This is a genomic window from Variovorax sp. MPBD4-3 (assembly GCF_058809745.1).
Map to the genome: position 1 here is coordinate 23,721 of NZ_JBXASW010000016.1, position 15,106 is coordinate 38,826.

Sequence of the window (15,106 nt, forward strand, 5' to 3'; positions counted from 1 at the left end):
GATTATCTTCGCTTCCCGTTTCTGCCCTGTGTGGTGCCTGCCGCAGGTATATCGGAATGGCCTGTTCACCTCGCCCGGTAAAATCGCTCGGTTCACACAAAGGATAAAGATGAGGCGGCCCTCCAGCGCCCCCGGCAAGACGCTCTCGCTTGGCCAGGAGGGATCCGGAGTTGTTCGGGCGAAGACGCCACAGTCCGCGCACGCAGTCTCGTATCGACGCACATGAGTCAAGTTCACTCCAACCTTCACCGCAGCGCATGGGCCGACTGGTGGGAAGGGACACGCCGCACGGACATCTGGTGGACCCTCGCCTGGTTCGACATCGTCCTGCGCTACCGGCGCTCCATGCTCGGCCCCCTTTGGCTCACGCTGAGCATGGGCGTCATGATCGGCGGCATGGGCCCGCTGTATGCCTCGCTCTTCGGCACACACCTCGACAAGTTCTTTCCCCATCTGGCGCTCGGCGTGATCTTCTGGGGCCTGTTCTCCACGATAGTCACCGATGCCTGCAACGCCTTCGTCGGATCGTCCAACTATCTCAAGCAGGGCTACTTCCCGATCAGCCTGTTCGTATGGCGAGGCCTGTCGCGCAACCTGATCCAGTTCGCCCACCAGATCGTGCTGTACATCCCCGTGGCGCTCTGGGCCGGCATCTCCTTGTCATGGTCGGCGCTGCTGGTCATTCCCGCTTTCCTGATCCTCATCGTCAACGCGCATGCGCTTGGCCTTCTACTTGGCCTCGTCTGCACCCGCTACCGCGACGTGACGCAGATCGTCACCAGCGTCATGCAGATGCTGATGTTCCTGACTCCAGTGTTCTGGCTGCCCGAAAACCTCCCGGGCCGCGCCAAGTACGTGCTGTGGAACCCTTTCGCGCAGATGCTCGACCTGCTGCGCACCCCGCTCATGGGCGGCGTGGCCCACATTCACAGCTGGATCGGCATCGGCGTGTGGACCGTGCTGTGCCTGTCCCTTGCCAGCGTGCTGTTCGTCAAATACCGCCGTCGCGTCGTCTACTGGCTCTGATCCATGGCTTCCATTTCACTCAAGAACGTTTCGGTCAGCTTCCCCATCTACGGCGCGGGCTCGGCATCACTCAAGAAGACACTTGCGGCTTCGGTTACCGGGGGGCGCTTCGGCAAGGAAACCGGGGTCACCGTGGTGCAGGCCCTCAGCGGCCTCAACCTCGAACTGAAAAGCGGCGACCGGCTGGGCCTCATCGGCCACAACGGCGCGGGCAAGTCCACCCTGCTGCGTACGCTGGCGGGTGTTTACGAGCCGTCATCGGGCGAGCTGACGCGCCAAGGCTCGGTAGCCAGCCTGATCGATCCCGCGCTCGGCATCGAGATGGATGCAACCGGCGTCGAGAACATCATGCTGCGCGGCCTCGTGATGGGCATGAGCAAGAAAGAAGTCGACCGGCTCACACCCGAAATCTGCGAATTCAGCGGACTGGGTGAGTACGTGAACATGCCCGTTCGCACCTACTCCACCGGCATGATGATGCGCCTCGCATTCTCGATCTCGACCAGCGTCGAAGCCGACATCCTGCTGATGGACGAGTGGCTCTCCGTGGGCGACGCCGCCTTCACTGAAAAGGCCGAGCAGCGCATGCGGGACGTGGTGTCGAAGTCAGGCATTCTGGTGCTGGCATCTCATTCACCCGAATTGATTGCCAAGGAATGCAACCGGGTGATCCACATGGAGCACGGGCGGATCGTCGAGCGCTGAATTTCAGGCCAGTTGCAAGGCGTCGAGGATGGTTTCGCGCTGGTGCTGCCAGCCGAACTTGCGCAACGCATCCTCGCGCGCCCGCGCTGCCATCGACGCATACACCTCGGTGCTCTGGTCTATCGCTCGAAGAATCGATTCGGTCCATTCGTGGGCCTTCGACAGATAGCCGGTTTCGCCGTCGCTGATGGCGCGGCTGTAAGTGAAGCTGGGTGACGCGATGCTCAAGGTCCCAACGCTTGCTGCTTCAAAGTATTTCAACTCCGACTTGCAGTCGGTGAAAGCATTCGATTGCAGCGGCATCAGGTTGAATTCCACCGTGCCCAGCAGTCGCTGCAGGTTCACGTAGTCATGGAACGGCTGGCGGCTGATTCGATGCCGGAACTCGCGCATGGCAGGGCCGTGGTCAATATAGCCAACGACCATCACCTCCACATTCGGCCGCTCGGCGAGCACATCCACCAGCGATGGCTCCACGATCGCGTAATCGAGGCGGTGCGAGGGCGAACCGCTGAAATACCCAAGGATGGTCTTTCCGTTGCCTGAGAAGCGCGCGCGTTCCTTCGCTGCAAAGACCTTCTCCGCCAAGTCGAGTTGCTCCTTGTTCATGAAGTTCGGGATGACCGCCACAGGCAGGCCGGAGCAGTCTGCGATCTTCTGTGCGAGGAACGCGTTTGTCGTGATCGCTCCGTCACACAGTCTCAGCGTCTGGTGCATCCGGGCGATCATCGCAAACCAGTCGTCCCAGACACCCTTCTGGGTCACGTCGAGGCCCAGAGTCGCCACGACGAGGTGCGCGTAGTCGGTGTCGACCACCAGGTCATCGACATCGAACAGCACGCGCTTGCCGCGCGCCCTGAACTTGGTGATCAGGCCATTCACTTGATGGCAATACCGCGACCGGCAGATCACAAGCAGATCAGCGGCATCGGCAATCTCGTCGAACCGATCGCTGTCCGACAGGAAAAAATAGCTGGCCGACACGTCGCCTGCGTCAGGCTCATTCAGCACCTGGGCCATGTTGTAGGCACGGTAGCGGAAGGTGCTGTTGTTGGGTTCTTCGTAGAAGTAGGCCACGCGGACCTTGCTTCTGTACAACATGGACAGCCGAGTCGACAGCGGCTGCAGCCACGGGTCCGCGTAGGGGACGGGAGGAATGTCCAGGGCAAACATCAGCGTCGCGCAACAAGGATTTGGAGCGTCTGCTCGAACGACTGAACCCAATCCGCGCCCAATCCGTTGGCCGCCAGATTTCGGGTTCGCGTTTCGTTGTCGTCGGCAAGCGCGACACCAGCGCGTAGCGCATCGACCAACACATCGGTGTTTAAGTCTGCGCACAGAATGTTGGCCGAATAGTTCGACAGGTCCTGCTTGTTGGCAAACCTGTTGGTAACAACCACGGCACCGCTGGCGGCAAGATCGAAAGGTGGATAGCTGGGATGCGGCGTGTACATCAGGCACAGCCCAAGATCGATCGTTCCCGCCAAGTCGGCATACGCTTCCCAATCAAGCCCTTCACATCGCTCTGGCACGTAACCATCGCCGAAGCTCACGTTCGGAATGTCCTTGCCGACCAGAAAAATGTCCCACTGCGCAAGATCGAGCACACCTTCGTTGACTGCACGGTCGATAAGGTCGAGGCCAATGTGGAACAGATTGCGTGGATTGTTCGGCCTTGCATAGAAGAAAAAGCGTTTCTTGCCACCTGCCTCGCGCGGCCGCTGGTGGAAGAGCGTCTTGGGAAATGAGGGCTCGAACCACAGGCTATTGCGTTCAAGGTTCGTCAACCCGGTGGCGACGAGGTGTTCGAACAGCAACCGTGTGTTGACCACGAAGCGGATCTGCTGATTGCGCAACACGCGCTCGCATTGCACGCGGTCTTCGCCGAACGGATAGAACATCCGCTCATCCTCTTGAAGCAAATAGATGATCGAGGCGGGCGGCACGCTGGCAAGCGTTGCGGCGGTGGTCCACCACGACGTCGTGATGAAAAGTTCTTCGGCGTGGATATCCAGGCTGGCCCGCGCCTCAGCGGCTGGAAGCAGTCCAGTATCCGCCCCCGAGTGCGCAGCGAAGGCAAACTGAATTTCATGCACCAGTTCGATGCCGTAAGCACTCAGGATCTGAGCCGCGTTCGCGGGCGAAGGTGCTTCGGTCCGGGTCACGATACGCAGCGTTGCATTCATCCGGTTTGCCAGCAGTGCCGCAAACAACAATGCTGTGCCCACACCACCGAAAAGACTGCCTGAGCCGATGCTGTCAGTTACCAAGCTGACCCGCGGCAGTTCTGGCCGGGGAATTGAGTACGTACTCAGCGGCTCTTGCGCCACGAAACGTTTGCCCAGCAGTTCGGGAACCGTGGTCTGTACGCGATTCGCAGCGCCGCGAAGCGCCGCCGCGTCTTGAATGGCCTGCACAGGGTGCCCGGCTACAGCCGCACCTAGCTTTGCGCGAACCAACCTTGCGGTCGCAACCGTTCCTTTTGCTCGCCAGAAGGCGATAAATCTTCGAATTCGCGCAATCATTTATTAATTCCAATCTTATTATTTGACTTCAGCATTTAATTTCCAAGAAGACGCATGGATCAAACCAGGATTCAACCAACTCATCCCAGCAAAAATACAAAAATTTCCATCGACTTATTAATCTTGGAAATCAACATCATCTAAAGCCTAGCGCAATGATCAGTCCAAAGCTAGCCAGCACCGCCCACCTTGCGAAACACTATATACCGGCTGGCCAAGTAAGCTGTAACCGTGTAAACCGGCATACCGATCGTCTGGGCGAAGTAGGTATTCAGATTTAACAAATCTATCGCAGTCACAACTGTCGCCAGATTTGCCACATAGGCAATGCCCGTGGCAACAAAAAATTTCACAACCGCCGGAGCCCAGTTACCTTTATATGCAAAAGTCCAGCGACTGTTCAGCGTAAAACTCACGCAAATTCCAACCGCATATCCGATTGCATTAGCAACGACGTCACGGGCGTCGAAAAAATATTTAGCAGCAAAAATTACAGATAGTCCAATCAATGTATTGGCAACGCCGACCACTAGAAACCGAGCGAACTGAAACGAAAGGATTTTTCCGGCGGTCATAGGAGTGCAGAGAAGTCAATCCAGCAATACGATAGGATGCGATATTTGCATGCCAATTAAGTTTCGTGCCGATTCGGATTGGCGTGCAATGCACGCTCAAAACTAAGAAGTTGAGCAATTCCGACAGTCAAACTGCGAGCATAAGACTTTCCATTCTCATTCAACACAACTGAACGGAACTGAACACGCCGAAGATACAGGCTTGAAGCCTTGCTTGCACCAGTGGTGATTCGAGGCGATTTCCTTGCGATTCGCCTGAATATGGAAATTATTTCTGCAATCGTCGCGGGACGTTCGGACGCAATTATTTTCATCCAGACGCCGCTTCGCCCAGTCAAGCCACGCAATACCTTTACGATGCTCATCGCTGCGTCGTCGACAGATATGTAGTCGCGTATCGTATCGATGGGTACATAGATACTGACTGGTCGGTTACGAATAATGCTGCGCGCAATGTGTGTCAACAACCCCTGGGGCTTTCCTGGCGCCTGGCCTGCACCATAAAGTGTGGAAATCCGGGCGAGAAGCACAGCTATATTCGAATTGCCAACACCAAAAGCCCGAAGCAACTCTTCCTGTTTCAGTTTTTCCCGAGCATATGCGTTGCTCGGCGCAACGGGCGATGCTTCCGTCACCACGTCGACGCCACAAGCGCCGTAGATTGCGCCTGCGGAGCTGGAAAAAACAATGCCGCCTGGCATTGCCATCAGGGGCTTGCTTGCTTGAAGCAGCGACAGCAATTTTTCGATTGCGCGCGTTTCCGGCATCAAGTCTTCCGCAGTGCTGCCCATCGTTCCTACGCCTGCGGCCCAATAAATTTCCCATCGTTCATGGCCAGCAGCATCCAAAGCAAACGTCTCGACCGCCTCTTCAAGCTGCACAGCCAGTCGCAATTCGTCTGACCAATGAAACCGCTCAACCGGTGCAAACGATTTTGTTTCATCAAATGAAAGCGCTCGACCGAAAGCCGAACCCAGCAAACCACGAGCACCAATCACCCAAGTCAACGTCATGGTCGATTCGATCGCGTCGGCTTCGAACTGACCACGTATAACGGCTTCCCCATAACGATACCCATCGTCACTGCCAAGTACTCCGCAATCACGCCGAGCGCGGTGAGAATCACGCCGGAGAAAAAAGCCACAACTACTGCGAGCGAAGTCCAGCCTTCGACCGGCACCTGACCGGTATATTTTTCATAGACTGCGTAAAGAGCAAACCCAAGTGCGAGAAGAATGGAGAAGAAACCAACAACAGTAATAAGGCGAAGAGGTCTTGTTCCCGTCGTAAGAACGAGGCTCCAGAAATGCCTGATCAAAGAAAGGAAAGAGTATCCAGATGGCCTTCCCATTTCTTCTCTGAGGCGCAAAGGACAATGCCCCACCCGGCCGGTGATCCAAAACAGGCCCACATCAAGATAAACGCCGTTTCCGCAGTAAGCAGAGAGCGTTCGAGCAATTTCTCCGTCTATCAACCTGAAGCTATTGAAGCGACCAATTGATTTGTTGCCCAGCAATCGCTTGCTGATCGCCTTGGCAGTAGAACTCGCCAAATTCCTCAACCAACCGTGCGGAGGAGGATTGGTTGGCTGTGCGTAAACGAGTTGAAGCGCGTCTTTTTGCGCCATGTCGAGCATTGCAGCAATGCTTTGTGGATCCTGCTGGCCGTCTTCGTCCATCGTAACGACCCAGTCGCCGGTCGCGCTCGCCATTCCAGCCATCGTTGCAGCATGCTGCCCATAGTTACGGGAAAGCCAGATCGGCTGGACGAACTCATACATGCCTGCCAGCTGTTCGATTGCAAGGTCTGAGCGGTCGGGCCCACAGTCATGCACAAGCAAGACTTCGCAGACGAAGAATTCATTCCCGCCTTGCGTCAGCTGAGGCTGCGTAAGTTTCACAAGCTCGGTAATGAGCCTGGGTAGCGTTTGCTGCCCGGCGTAGACCGGAATAACGATGGAAACTCGATGAGGTGTTTTCATTGCTGTATTCCGGTGATCGAATTTTTAACGGGTTGCATAGGGGCGCATTGGGTGGCTGAGAATGGTCCTGCAGTTTGAATTGATAGCAAACTCATTGGGCCAAGCAAATAATCGCCAGATCGTCGACGACAGTAATAGCCCCAACGTCGGGCCACGGCGACGCCTTTGCACAATACGCCTCCCCAACAGTATTTTGAGCTCCAGATGCTTTTTTGAAGTTGTAGCCCGATACCTCCACCAAAAGCGGAACCTTGGAGTACTCAGGCGAAAACGCAGATATATTCATATCCCCCTGAATCATGCTCATCCTGGCAGAGTGCCGCCAACTCCCACCGCCCACATATACAAACTTTACTTCTAAAAAATCCGGTCTTTGTTCCAAACGCGAAACAATTCTGTTTGCCTCCATTCGATCCCAACCGTTGATTCGCTGCTGATCTGCAAAAATCTGGTTGTTGATAAAAACAAATGCAAAAACGACAAACACTATCATCGCCGTCGATAGTCGAAAAATCCACCCATTCAGGATCGATTTTAAAAATGGCGCAGATAACAAAAGCAACAAACCGAAAATCACTGGTATTTGGGGAAGCACACGGGCAACCGGATACCAGTCCTTGAAGGGTAGGATCACACCAACGGTCGCGGGAATGAGCAAAACAACAGCTATGACGATTCCAAAAAGATGAGGCGTACTGCCACTTCGAAACATTTTTATAAAACGCTCACACAAAACTGCGACGCCAACCGTAACAGGAAACGCAAGCATAACTTTCAGCCAATGTGGCGCGATTGGCTCATTTTTCCAAAATACATTCTGAAAGAGAGCCCAGACCTGAGCCATTCGCGCAGGAATCTCGTGCAATGAAATAAACTTCGACCGCCCCGTAGGCTCGATAAATCCAACTTGCTTGAGGATCGCCAGAATTGCAAGAAACATGAACGCCGATAGCGCGCAACTTATTGCAAGCGTTACATAGTTTCTTGAGCGTGTAGATTCCTTAGGTGCATCGATACACTTAACATCAGAAAATGCCTCAAACAAAAAAGCAAAAATGATAGCTACCGCGAAGTAGTTAAGAAACCCTTGGTACACAAATAGCATGCTAAGCGTAGCGAGCGTGCAAATTACGTGCTTAAGGAGGCCTGCACTCTTGCTTGACGCAGCTTCCAATGCAACGATTGAAAGCGCCGCAGCAACGCAATAGCCCGGAAGCACCATACGAAATGTCAGTATTTCTGACAGGTATGGGTGTATAACCATTGCCGAGCCAATAAGCACGGTACCTGATGCATTCGCAGCACCAACAAATCGCAATATTGCCAAAACGAGTGCCGCTTGCAATAACAGGGCGCAAAGTCCAAGGGAAAGGTACAGGTCATTTATGTTGACTCCGAGGGAATCGATTACCCAATCGAGCGCCCCCAGCAGAAATCGCCCCTGTGTCAAAAAAACACCTAACTCCCCTTTGTTGAATCCCTGCCCAAATGCGTAGTCATCAACGGCGAAGCCGCGAAGCACTGCGCCACCTTTGGCAACAAGCGCGACCGCAAAGAATATTAATAGCAATCGGATGTGTTGCTGTATTGGCTGCTCGTCGAACCTGTAGCCAAAAAGCTTTGTCGACCTGACAAAGGAAGAATCAGTCATCCTCATGCCATCTATGCCGCTATGCGAAGCTTTGATTTCGCACCCCTTTGCTTTTTCTTTAACGCATCAGAAAAAATATCACTCGGTTCGGCGATGCATCCTGCAGAACTCGTTTGACGAACAAGCGAAACTCGCTTCATGCGTATTGCGTGACCCGTGCCCGAAACACACTTATGTGTTGCGCCTGCAGAAATTGCCTTGAGGTTCCACCCCCAATCCTCATATCCCATTTGTGCGAGAAGATCTGTTTCCGGGTAAGGGTTTTCAACCAAAAAACCCCGGCGCACGAAGCATAATGATGTCCAATAGTTGACCAATGCCAAGCCCGCTAAATCAAAGGATTCGCTCTCGCTGTCGATATGGACGAAAACATGAGGGTCGTGACCGAAATAGACATTCAACTCCGGATGAAGCACGAGTTCACGCGGGTCCGATCGCGCCATCTCGAGCGCCTTGACGATCCAACTCTTTTCCCATAAATCATCGCCATCAAGAAAGGCGATATATTCGCCCTCGGCAAGCAAAGCAGCTTGATTTCGGCAATGGCCCACATCGCCATAGTCCATGGGAATTATTTTTGCGTTTTCCATATCGGCTATACAGCGCTGAACGACCTCCTTGGTGAGTTCGTCCGAACGATCCATGGCCACCAGTAGTTCGACAGTCAGGTTTTTTTCTCGTGCTGATTCAAAACATCTTCGAACACTGTCCAGCGTGGGTTTCAACAACAAGCCTTCCCTGTGCGCGTTCACAACCGCGGTTACGTCAACCTTGAACATTTGCGACTCCGCTACTTGTCTTTGAAGGAAAAAAAAGCTTCGATTTGAACGCAGTCCACGAGCGCTCTGTTCCGATCTTTTTTCTCATCGCTTCCAGACGCTTTGCGACCTCTGCGGGATCGCCGACAATTTGCTGAATTGCCGCGCAGTATGCATTTTCGTCGTCCAGCGCGTCGATCAACCAACCAGTTTCCGGCGTAACGAGTTCCGATACGCCACCCACATTGCTCGCAATGATCGGAACGCCTGCCGCAGCCGCGTTGATAAGCACAGTTGGCATCCCCTCGAAGCGCGAAGTAAAAAGAAATGCGCTGTATTTTTGCAGCGGAAGTTTATTGAATGATGAAAAAAAACCAAGAACACTGACGTTTTGAAATTCACTCGCGAGCGATTTCAACTCATTCTCACGCGCGACCTCACCTCCTCCATACACGTCCAGTGTCACAGGCGGTTTCTTCTTGATAATTCGAACCAGCAACTCCGTATTTTTTTGATAACAGAATCGTCCGGCCCAGAACACAGCGGGTTGCGGATTGGGCGACAATTCATTGTCATGCAGGGAATGAATATCATCCAATGCTGGCTGCGGCAAGAATTTCAACTTCTGTTTGAGCGACTCAGTCAAGCCGAATCTTTCAGCCACTTCGTTTAAAAATACTTGAGTATCGAAATACACCGTATCGACATTGATGATGCCAGCCCGAAAGTGGGTGTCCGCATAACCTGCACCACGGCCGTCTTCAGTAAAGTCACGGCAAAACAGTGCCACATGAATTCGACAGATTTTTTTGAAGGCGCGGCCCTTTTCCAGAATGGCATCCCAACACGCCAAGCTGTTTACATTCATGATTGACGCTGGTTGAACTGCAAATATCAGAGCTTCGACGATTCGTTGCCTTTGTTTTTGATTTAGCTTTGCGTCGTAGTCGGAAAGAACCAGCACTTGCGTTCCCGTGGGCAACCAATCGAAGGCATCCACGTTCGCATGGTCCGTCAACACCAGTAGCACGGCCCGGACGCCCAGTTTTTCCTGAGCCGCCCGCACCATATTTACGCCGGCTAAGTCTGCGCCACCCTTGACCAACCAAGGCATGAAAAGGATGTGCTCGATCCCGTCTGGAAGATCGTTGAAGATATCTCGCCAAGCGATACCGAGTTCGTCCGATGGAATACTGAAATTGGGTCTAAGCCGAAGGTGCTTCCCATGCAAGGGATGGCAAGCTTCGATTTCTGGATCGAGCGCCATTAAATCTGCGACCGTTTGTTTCACGACGGCCGAGATCTTTGGACTCATGCCCTTAAAGCGGCCTTCTTTGATTCCGTGCTCCAGATAGTGGAGCAGTGGGTGCACGTTGTGCAGAACCACATCGGGGTAGATTTCTCCGTACCAAGCACAATCGAATTCTTCACTTCCCTTTAGTCCTTCGAACCCGCCATATCGCAGGAAATGCAGATAAGGATCCTGACCTTGAAGATGGGGATAAGTCTCCAGATACCACTCGGGATCGAACAGGTCGGTAGCTCGAAGAATTTCAAGGTCACGAGCCTCTTGTTCGCTTAGCAAAACGCCATTGATCGAATAGGAGTTCGGAGAACCGGCAACAGCTGAATAAGTGCCAGCTATTTCACGTCCTTCGCTGGTTCCCCACTGGAGATAGTGGACAAGTGGATTTGCTCCGCTGAGCGCAACATCCTTGTACGTCTGGAGATACCACGCCGAGTCGAATTTCTCGCTCGGAGCTCTTCCTTCTTTTCCTCCGAAACGAAGGAAGTGCGACAACGCGTCGCTAGCTGAAACGTCCGGGTTCCTCGTTAGATACCAGTCCTTGTCGAAGAAGCCAGACCTTTTAACCAAGCTGGCGGCTCGATATTCCCTCATATACCGGACAGCGCGTGCCAGCACATCCTTAACATTCATTATCTACTTCCACAACTCATAAGCCTGCATTATTGAAAATCCGCTCGACCGGTTCGAAGCCTTCAAAAGTGCGCCGATGCCGAGAACATCGTCAAGATCGCAGTGAATTGGAGCAATGTAATTTTGATCAGCAAATTTTTTGCGGGGCGCGAAATTTTTTCAGTCAAAGGTATCTGCCTGCCTCAGCGGTAAACCTTCGCTATCCTTTTTCGACAATTGCGGCAGAACGCCGATATCAGGCCATTCGATACGCAGATGTGCGTCGTTCCAAGCGATGCACCTCTCATGCTCGGGCGAGTAATAGTCAGTGGTCTTGTACAAAAAATCCGCGCTTTCACTCAAAACAAGAAACCCGTGCGCGAACCCTGGCGGAATCCACAGTTGCTTGTGGTTCTGGTCGTTAAGTTCAGTGCCGACCCAATGGCCGAAAGTTGACGACGACCGCCTAATGTCTACTGCCACGTCGAACACTGCGCCGCGGGCAACGCGCACTAGTTTGCCCTGCGCATTCTGGATCTGGTAGTGCAAGCCTCGGAGCACGCCACGCGACGATTTGGAATGGTTGTCTTGAACGAATTCAAACTTCTTGCCAACCGCCTCGTCAAATGCGCGCTGGTTGAAGCTCTCGAAAAAGAAACCACGCGCATCGCCGAATACTTTCGGCTCGATGATCAGCACCTCTGGAATGGCGGTTTTGACCACATTCATGAGCGAACCTCCTCGGCGAGCAGGTGGTTTAGGTATTTGCCGTAACCATTCTTTTGCAGCGGCGCGGCAAGCTTGGCCAACTGATCGCGATCGATAAATCCGTTGCGCCAAGCGATTTCTTCCGGGCAGGCAATCTTCAGCCCTTGGCGATGTTCAAGCGTCGCAATGAATTGGCCCGCTTCAAGCAGGCTCTCGTGCGTGCCAGTATCCAGCCACGCGTAGCCGCGCTGCATGATCTGCACATTGAGCTGGTCGAGGTCTAGGTACGCCTGATTTACCGCCGTGATTTCCAGTTCCCCGCGCGCGCTCGGCTTCACCGCCTTCGCGATATCTACGACCTGGTTGTCGTAGAAGTAGAGGCCCGTCACCGCATAGCTACTCTTCGGCTTCAGCGGCTTTTCTTCGATGCTGCTGGCCTTGCCCTTGGCGTCGAATGCCACCACTCCATACCGCTCGGGGTCGTGCACGTGATAAGCAAAGACGGTGGCACCAGAGTTCTTCGCATCAGCACCGCCGAGCAGATGTGCCAGGTCATGCCCATAAAAGATGTTGTCCCCCAACACCAGCGCACTGGGCGAATTCCCTACGAACTTCTCACCAATGATGAAAGCCTGCGCCAGCCCATCCGGACTCGGTTGAACCGCGTACTGCAGATTGATGCCCCACTGGCTGCCATCACCCAACAGTTGCTGGAACCGCGGCGTGTCCTGCGGCGTGCTGATGATCAAAATGTCGCGCATGCCGCCGAGCATCAGCGTGCTCAGCGGGTAGTAGATCATCGGCTTGTCGTACACCGGCAGCAGCTGCTTGCTCATGGCAAGCGTGGCCGGGTGCAGGCGGGTGCCCGAACCGCCGGCCAGGATGATGCCTTTGCGTTGCGTCGTCTTGGTCATGCTTTTGTTTTTTCGTGGGTGTTTGTTCTTCAAAGCGTCTCGCGCAGCATGCGCGCAACGCCTTCCTGCCAGGGCGGCAGGCGCAGGCCGAAAGTGGTCTGCAGCTTGGTGGTGTCAAGACGCGAGTTGTGCGGGCGCTTCGCCGGGGTCGGGAAGGCGCTGGTCGGCACGGCCTCGACAGCCTGCGGGCCGGCCTTGAGCTCGACGCCGGCCTGCTGCGCCATTTCGAGCACGAAGCGCGCATAGCCGTGCCATGTCGTTTCACCGCCCGCAATCGCGTGATAGAGCCCGGCCTTGGCCGGATCCTGCAGCGTGGCGCGGATGGCATGGGCCGTCACGTCGGCCAGCAGCTCGGCACCAGTGGGCGCACCGAACTGGTCGTCGATGACGGTCAGCTTGTCGCGCTCCTTGGCCAGGCGCAGCATGGTCTTGGCGAAGTTGCCGCCGCGTGCCGCGTACACCCAGCTTGTGCGGAAGATCAGGTGGCGCGGGCAGTGCTGCGCCACCAGTTGCTCGCCTTCGAGCTTGGTCTGGCCGTACACGCTGAGCGGGCCGGTCGCGTCGTCTTCCTTCCAGGGCTTGCTGCCGCTGCCATCGAAGACGTAGTCGGTCGAGTAGTGCACCATCAGCGCGCCGATCTGCTGGGCGGCTTCGGCCACCACGCCGGGCGACGTGGCGTTGAGCTTGCGCGCGAATTCGGGTTCGCTCTCGGCCTTGTCGACGGCCGTGTGTGCTGCGGCATTCACGATCACGTCGGGGCGGACCTTCAGCACCGTCTCGGCCAATTGCTCCGGCCTGCTGAAGTCGGCGTGGAAATCGGTGCTGTCGAAGTCGAGCGCCACCAGTTCGCCCAGCGGCGCAAGGCTGCGTTGCAGTTCCCAGCCGACCTGTCCGCCCTTGCCCAGCAGCAGCAGCTTCATGCCGCGGCCTTTGCGTCGTATTGCTTCTCGACCCACTCGCGGTAGGCGCCGCTTTGCACGTTGCGCACCCACTCGCTGTTCGCGAGGTACCACTCGACGGTCTTGCGGATGCCGGTGTCGAAGGTCTCGGCGGGCTTCCAGCCGAGTTCGGCTTCGAGCTTGCGTGCGTCGATGGCGTAGCGGCGGTCGTGGCCGGGGCGGTCGGTGACGTAGGTGATCTGCTCCTTGTAGGGCTTGCCGTCTGCCTTGGGGCGCAGCTCGTCCAGCAGCGCGCACACGGTATTGACGATCTCGATGTTCGGCTTCTCGTTCCAGCCGCCCACGTTGTAGGTCTCGCCCAGTTTGCCGGCCTCGAGCACGCGGCGGATGGCGCTGCAGTGGTCCTTCACGTAGAGCCAGTCGCGCACCTGCATGCCGTCGCCGTACACGGGCAGCGGCTTGCCGGCCAGCGCGTTGACGATCATCAGCGGGATGAGCTTCTCGGGGAAGTGGAACGGGCCGTAGTTGTTGGAGCAGTTGGTGGTGAGCACCGGCAGGCCGTAGGTGTGGTGCCAGGCGCGCACGAGGTGGTCGCTGGCGGCCTTGCTGGCCGAGTACGGGCTGTTGGGCTCGTACTTGTTCTCTTCGGTGAAGGCCGGGTCGGTCTTCGAAAGCGAGCCGTAGACCTCGTCTGTCGACACATGCAGGAAACGGAAGGCCGTTTTCTGGTCGGCCGGCAGCGCGCTCCAGTAGCCGCGCACCGATTCGAGCAGGCGGAAGGTGCCGAGCACGTTGGTCTGCACGAAGTCTTCGGGGCCGTGGATCGAGCGGTCCACATGCGATTCAGCGGCAAAGTTGACCACGGCGCGCGGCTTGTGCTCGGCCAGCAGGCGGTCGACCAGGGCGCTGTCGCCGATGTCGCCCTGCACGAAGATGTGCCGTGGGTTGTTCTTGAGCGATGCGAGCGTCTCGAGGTTGCCGGCGTAGGTCAGCTTGTCGAGGTTCACGACAGGCTCGTCGCTGCTCGCGATCCAGTCGAGTACGAAATTGGCGCCAATGAAGCCAGCGCCGCCGGTAACCAAGATCATGGGGTCCCCTGAAGTTGAAAGTCATCGCCGTGTCGCAATGAACATTAACGTTCGATTATCCCATTGGGCCAATTGGCGGAAACACAAGACGTTACCGTTCTGCCCTCGGCGTGTTTACAATCGTTCGCGATACCGCAGGAGAGCGGGCCACCCCGGTGGCCCTACCGAAGGCGCAAACTCCCATAAACGCTCAGGTCGGCCCGACGAAGTCTTGGATTTCGGCAAGGGGTCAGTACTGCATCAACTGAAACGCCGTCTGGAGAGACGCCACTTCACGTGGCGCACCGAAGGAGCAAATTCGTTGCAATGGCGCAACGAATGAATCTCTCAGGTACCGAGGACAGGGGGAGCGGCAACT

Annotated in this window: 14 protein-coding genes and 2 riboswitches; of the genes, 2 read left to right on the forward strand and 12 right to left on the reverse strand. The window is 55.5% G+C overall.

The features are described 5' to 3' along the window. The first annotated feature begins 222 nt into the window (after positions 1 to 222). The gene (locus AC1RVW_RS12380) at positions 223 to 1,026 is read left to right on the forward strand and encodes an ABC transporter permease (RefSeq protein WP_106935806.1); all 804 of its coding nucleotides are present in this window, start codon (positions 223 to 225) and stop codon (positions 1,024 to 1,026) included. 3 nt (positions 1,027 to 1,029) lie between these two features. Continuing rightward, positions 1,030 to 1,731 (forward strand): ABC transporter ATP-binding protein, encoded by a 702-nt coding sequence (locus AC1RVW_RS12385; protein WP_106935807.1) that lies wholly within the window; start codon positions 1,030 to 1,032, stop codon positions 1,729 to 1,731. A 3-nt stretch (positions 1,732 to 1,734) separates the two neighbouring features. On the opposite strand, the gene AC1RVW_RS12390 is transcribed toward AC1RVW_RS12385, so the two are convergent. The 12 genes from AC1RVW_RS12390 to rfbB form a co-directional block, all read right to left on the reverse strand. Beyond that, entirely contained in the window at positions 1,735 to 2,808 is a 1,074-nt protein-coding gene (locus AC1RVW_RS12390) for a glycosyltransferase family protein (protein WP_493200178.1), read from the reverse strand. Positions 2,809 to 2,903: 95 nt separating this feature from the next. Further along, entirely contained in the window at positions 2,904 to 4,256 is a 1,353-nt protein-coding gene (locus AC1RVW_RS12395) for a rhamnosyltransferase WsaF family glycosyltransferase (protein ID WP_493200179.1), read from the reverse strand. A 170-nt stretch (positions 4,257 to 4,426) separates the two neighbouring features. Continuing rightward, positions 4,427 to 4,831, reverse strand: a complete 405-nt coding sequence (locus tag AC1RVW_RS12400; RefSeq protein WP_493200181.1) for a GtrA family protein — start codon at positions 4,829 to 4,831, stop codon at positions 4,427 to 4,429. 56 nt (positions 4,832 to 4,887) lie between these two features. After that, positions 4,888 to 5,844 (reverse strand): NAD-dependent epimerase/dehydratase family protein, encoded by a 957-nt coding sequence (locus tag AC1RVW_RS12405; RefSeq protein WP_493200183.1) that lies wholly within the window; start codon positions 5,842 to 5,844, stop codon positions 4,888 to 4,890. Then, the gene (locus AC1RVW_RS12410) at positions 5,841 to 6,812 is read right to left on the reverse strand and encodes a glycosyltransferase (protein WP_493200185.1); all 972 of its coding nucleotides are present in this window, start codon (positions 6,810 to 6,812) and stop codon (positions 5,841 to 5,843) included. Before AC1RVW_RS12410 ends, AC1RVW_RS12405 begins: the two co-directional genes overlap by 4 nt. 91 nt (positions 6,813 to 6,903) lie before the next feature. Continuing rightward, positions 6,904 to 8,463, reverse strand: coding sequence for a hypothetical protein (locus AC1RVW_RS12415; protein WP_493200186.1), 1,560 nt, complete (start codon positions 8,461 to 8,463; stop codon positions 6,904 to 6,906). Between the two features lie 11 nt (positions 8,464 to 8,474). After that, positions 8,475 to 9,242 carry a glycosyltransferase family 2 protein gene (locus AC1RVW_RS12420; RefSeq protein WP_493200188.1) on the reverse strand — a complete coding sequence of 256 codons (768 nt, stop codon included), beginning with the start codon at positions 9,240 to 9,242 and terminating at the stop codon, positions 8,475 to 8,477. Then, positions 9,229 to 11,160, reverse strand: coding sequence for a glycosyltransferase family 4 protein (locus AC1RVW_RS12425; protein WP_493200190.1), 1,932 nt, complete (start codon positions 11,158 to 11,160; stop codon positions 9,229 to 9,231). Before AC1RVW_RS12425 ends, AC1RVW_RS12420 begins: the two co-directional genes overlap by 14 nt. A 159-nt stretch (positions 11,161 to 11,319) precedes the next feature. Next, on the reverse strand, positions 11,320 to 11,868 hold the full coding sequence (rfbC, locus tag AC1RVW_RS12430) for a dTDP-4-dehydrorhamnose 3,5-epimerase (RefSeq protein WP_493200192.1): 549 nt from the start codon (positions 11,866 to 11,868) through the stop codon (positions 11,320 to 11,322). Continuing rightward, positions 11,865 to 12,761 carry a glucose-1-phosphate thymidylyltransferase RfbA gene (gene rfbA, locus AC1RVW_RS12435; protein ID WP_493200194.1) on the reverse strand — a complete coding sequence of 299 codons (897 nt, stop codon included), beginning with the start codon at positions 12,759 to 12,761 and terminating at the stop codon, positions 11,865 to 11,867. The genes rfbC and rfbA overlap by 4 nt, the downstream gene beginning before the upstream one ends. Positions 12,762 to 12,790: 29 nt before the next feature. Next, the gene (rfbD, locus tag AC1RVW_RS12440) at positions 12,791 to 13,681 is read right to left on the reverse strand and encodes a dTDP-4-dehydrorhamnose reductase (RefSeq protein ID WP_106935829.1); all 891 of its coding nucleotides are present in this window, start codon (positions 13,679 to 13,681) and stop codon (positions 12,791 to 12,793) included. Then, the gene (gene rfbB / locus AC1RVW_RS12445; protein ID WP_493200196.1) at positions 13,678 to 14,748 is read right to left on the reverse strand and encodes a dTDP-glucose 4,6-dehydratase; all 1,071 of its coding nucleotides are present in this window, start codon (positions 14,746 to 14,748) and stop codon (positions 13,678 to 13,680) included. Before rfbB ends, rfbD begins: the two co-directional genes overlap by 4 nt. Positions 14,749 to 14,873: 125 nt before the next feature. Beyond that, positions 14,874 to 14,977, forward strand: a riboswitch (glycine riboswitch). Positions 14,978 to 14,994: 17 nt separating this feature from the next. Then, positions 14,995 to 15,102, forward strand: a riboswitch (glycine riboswitch). Positions 15,103 to 15,106 lie beyond the last annotated feature (4 nt).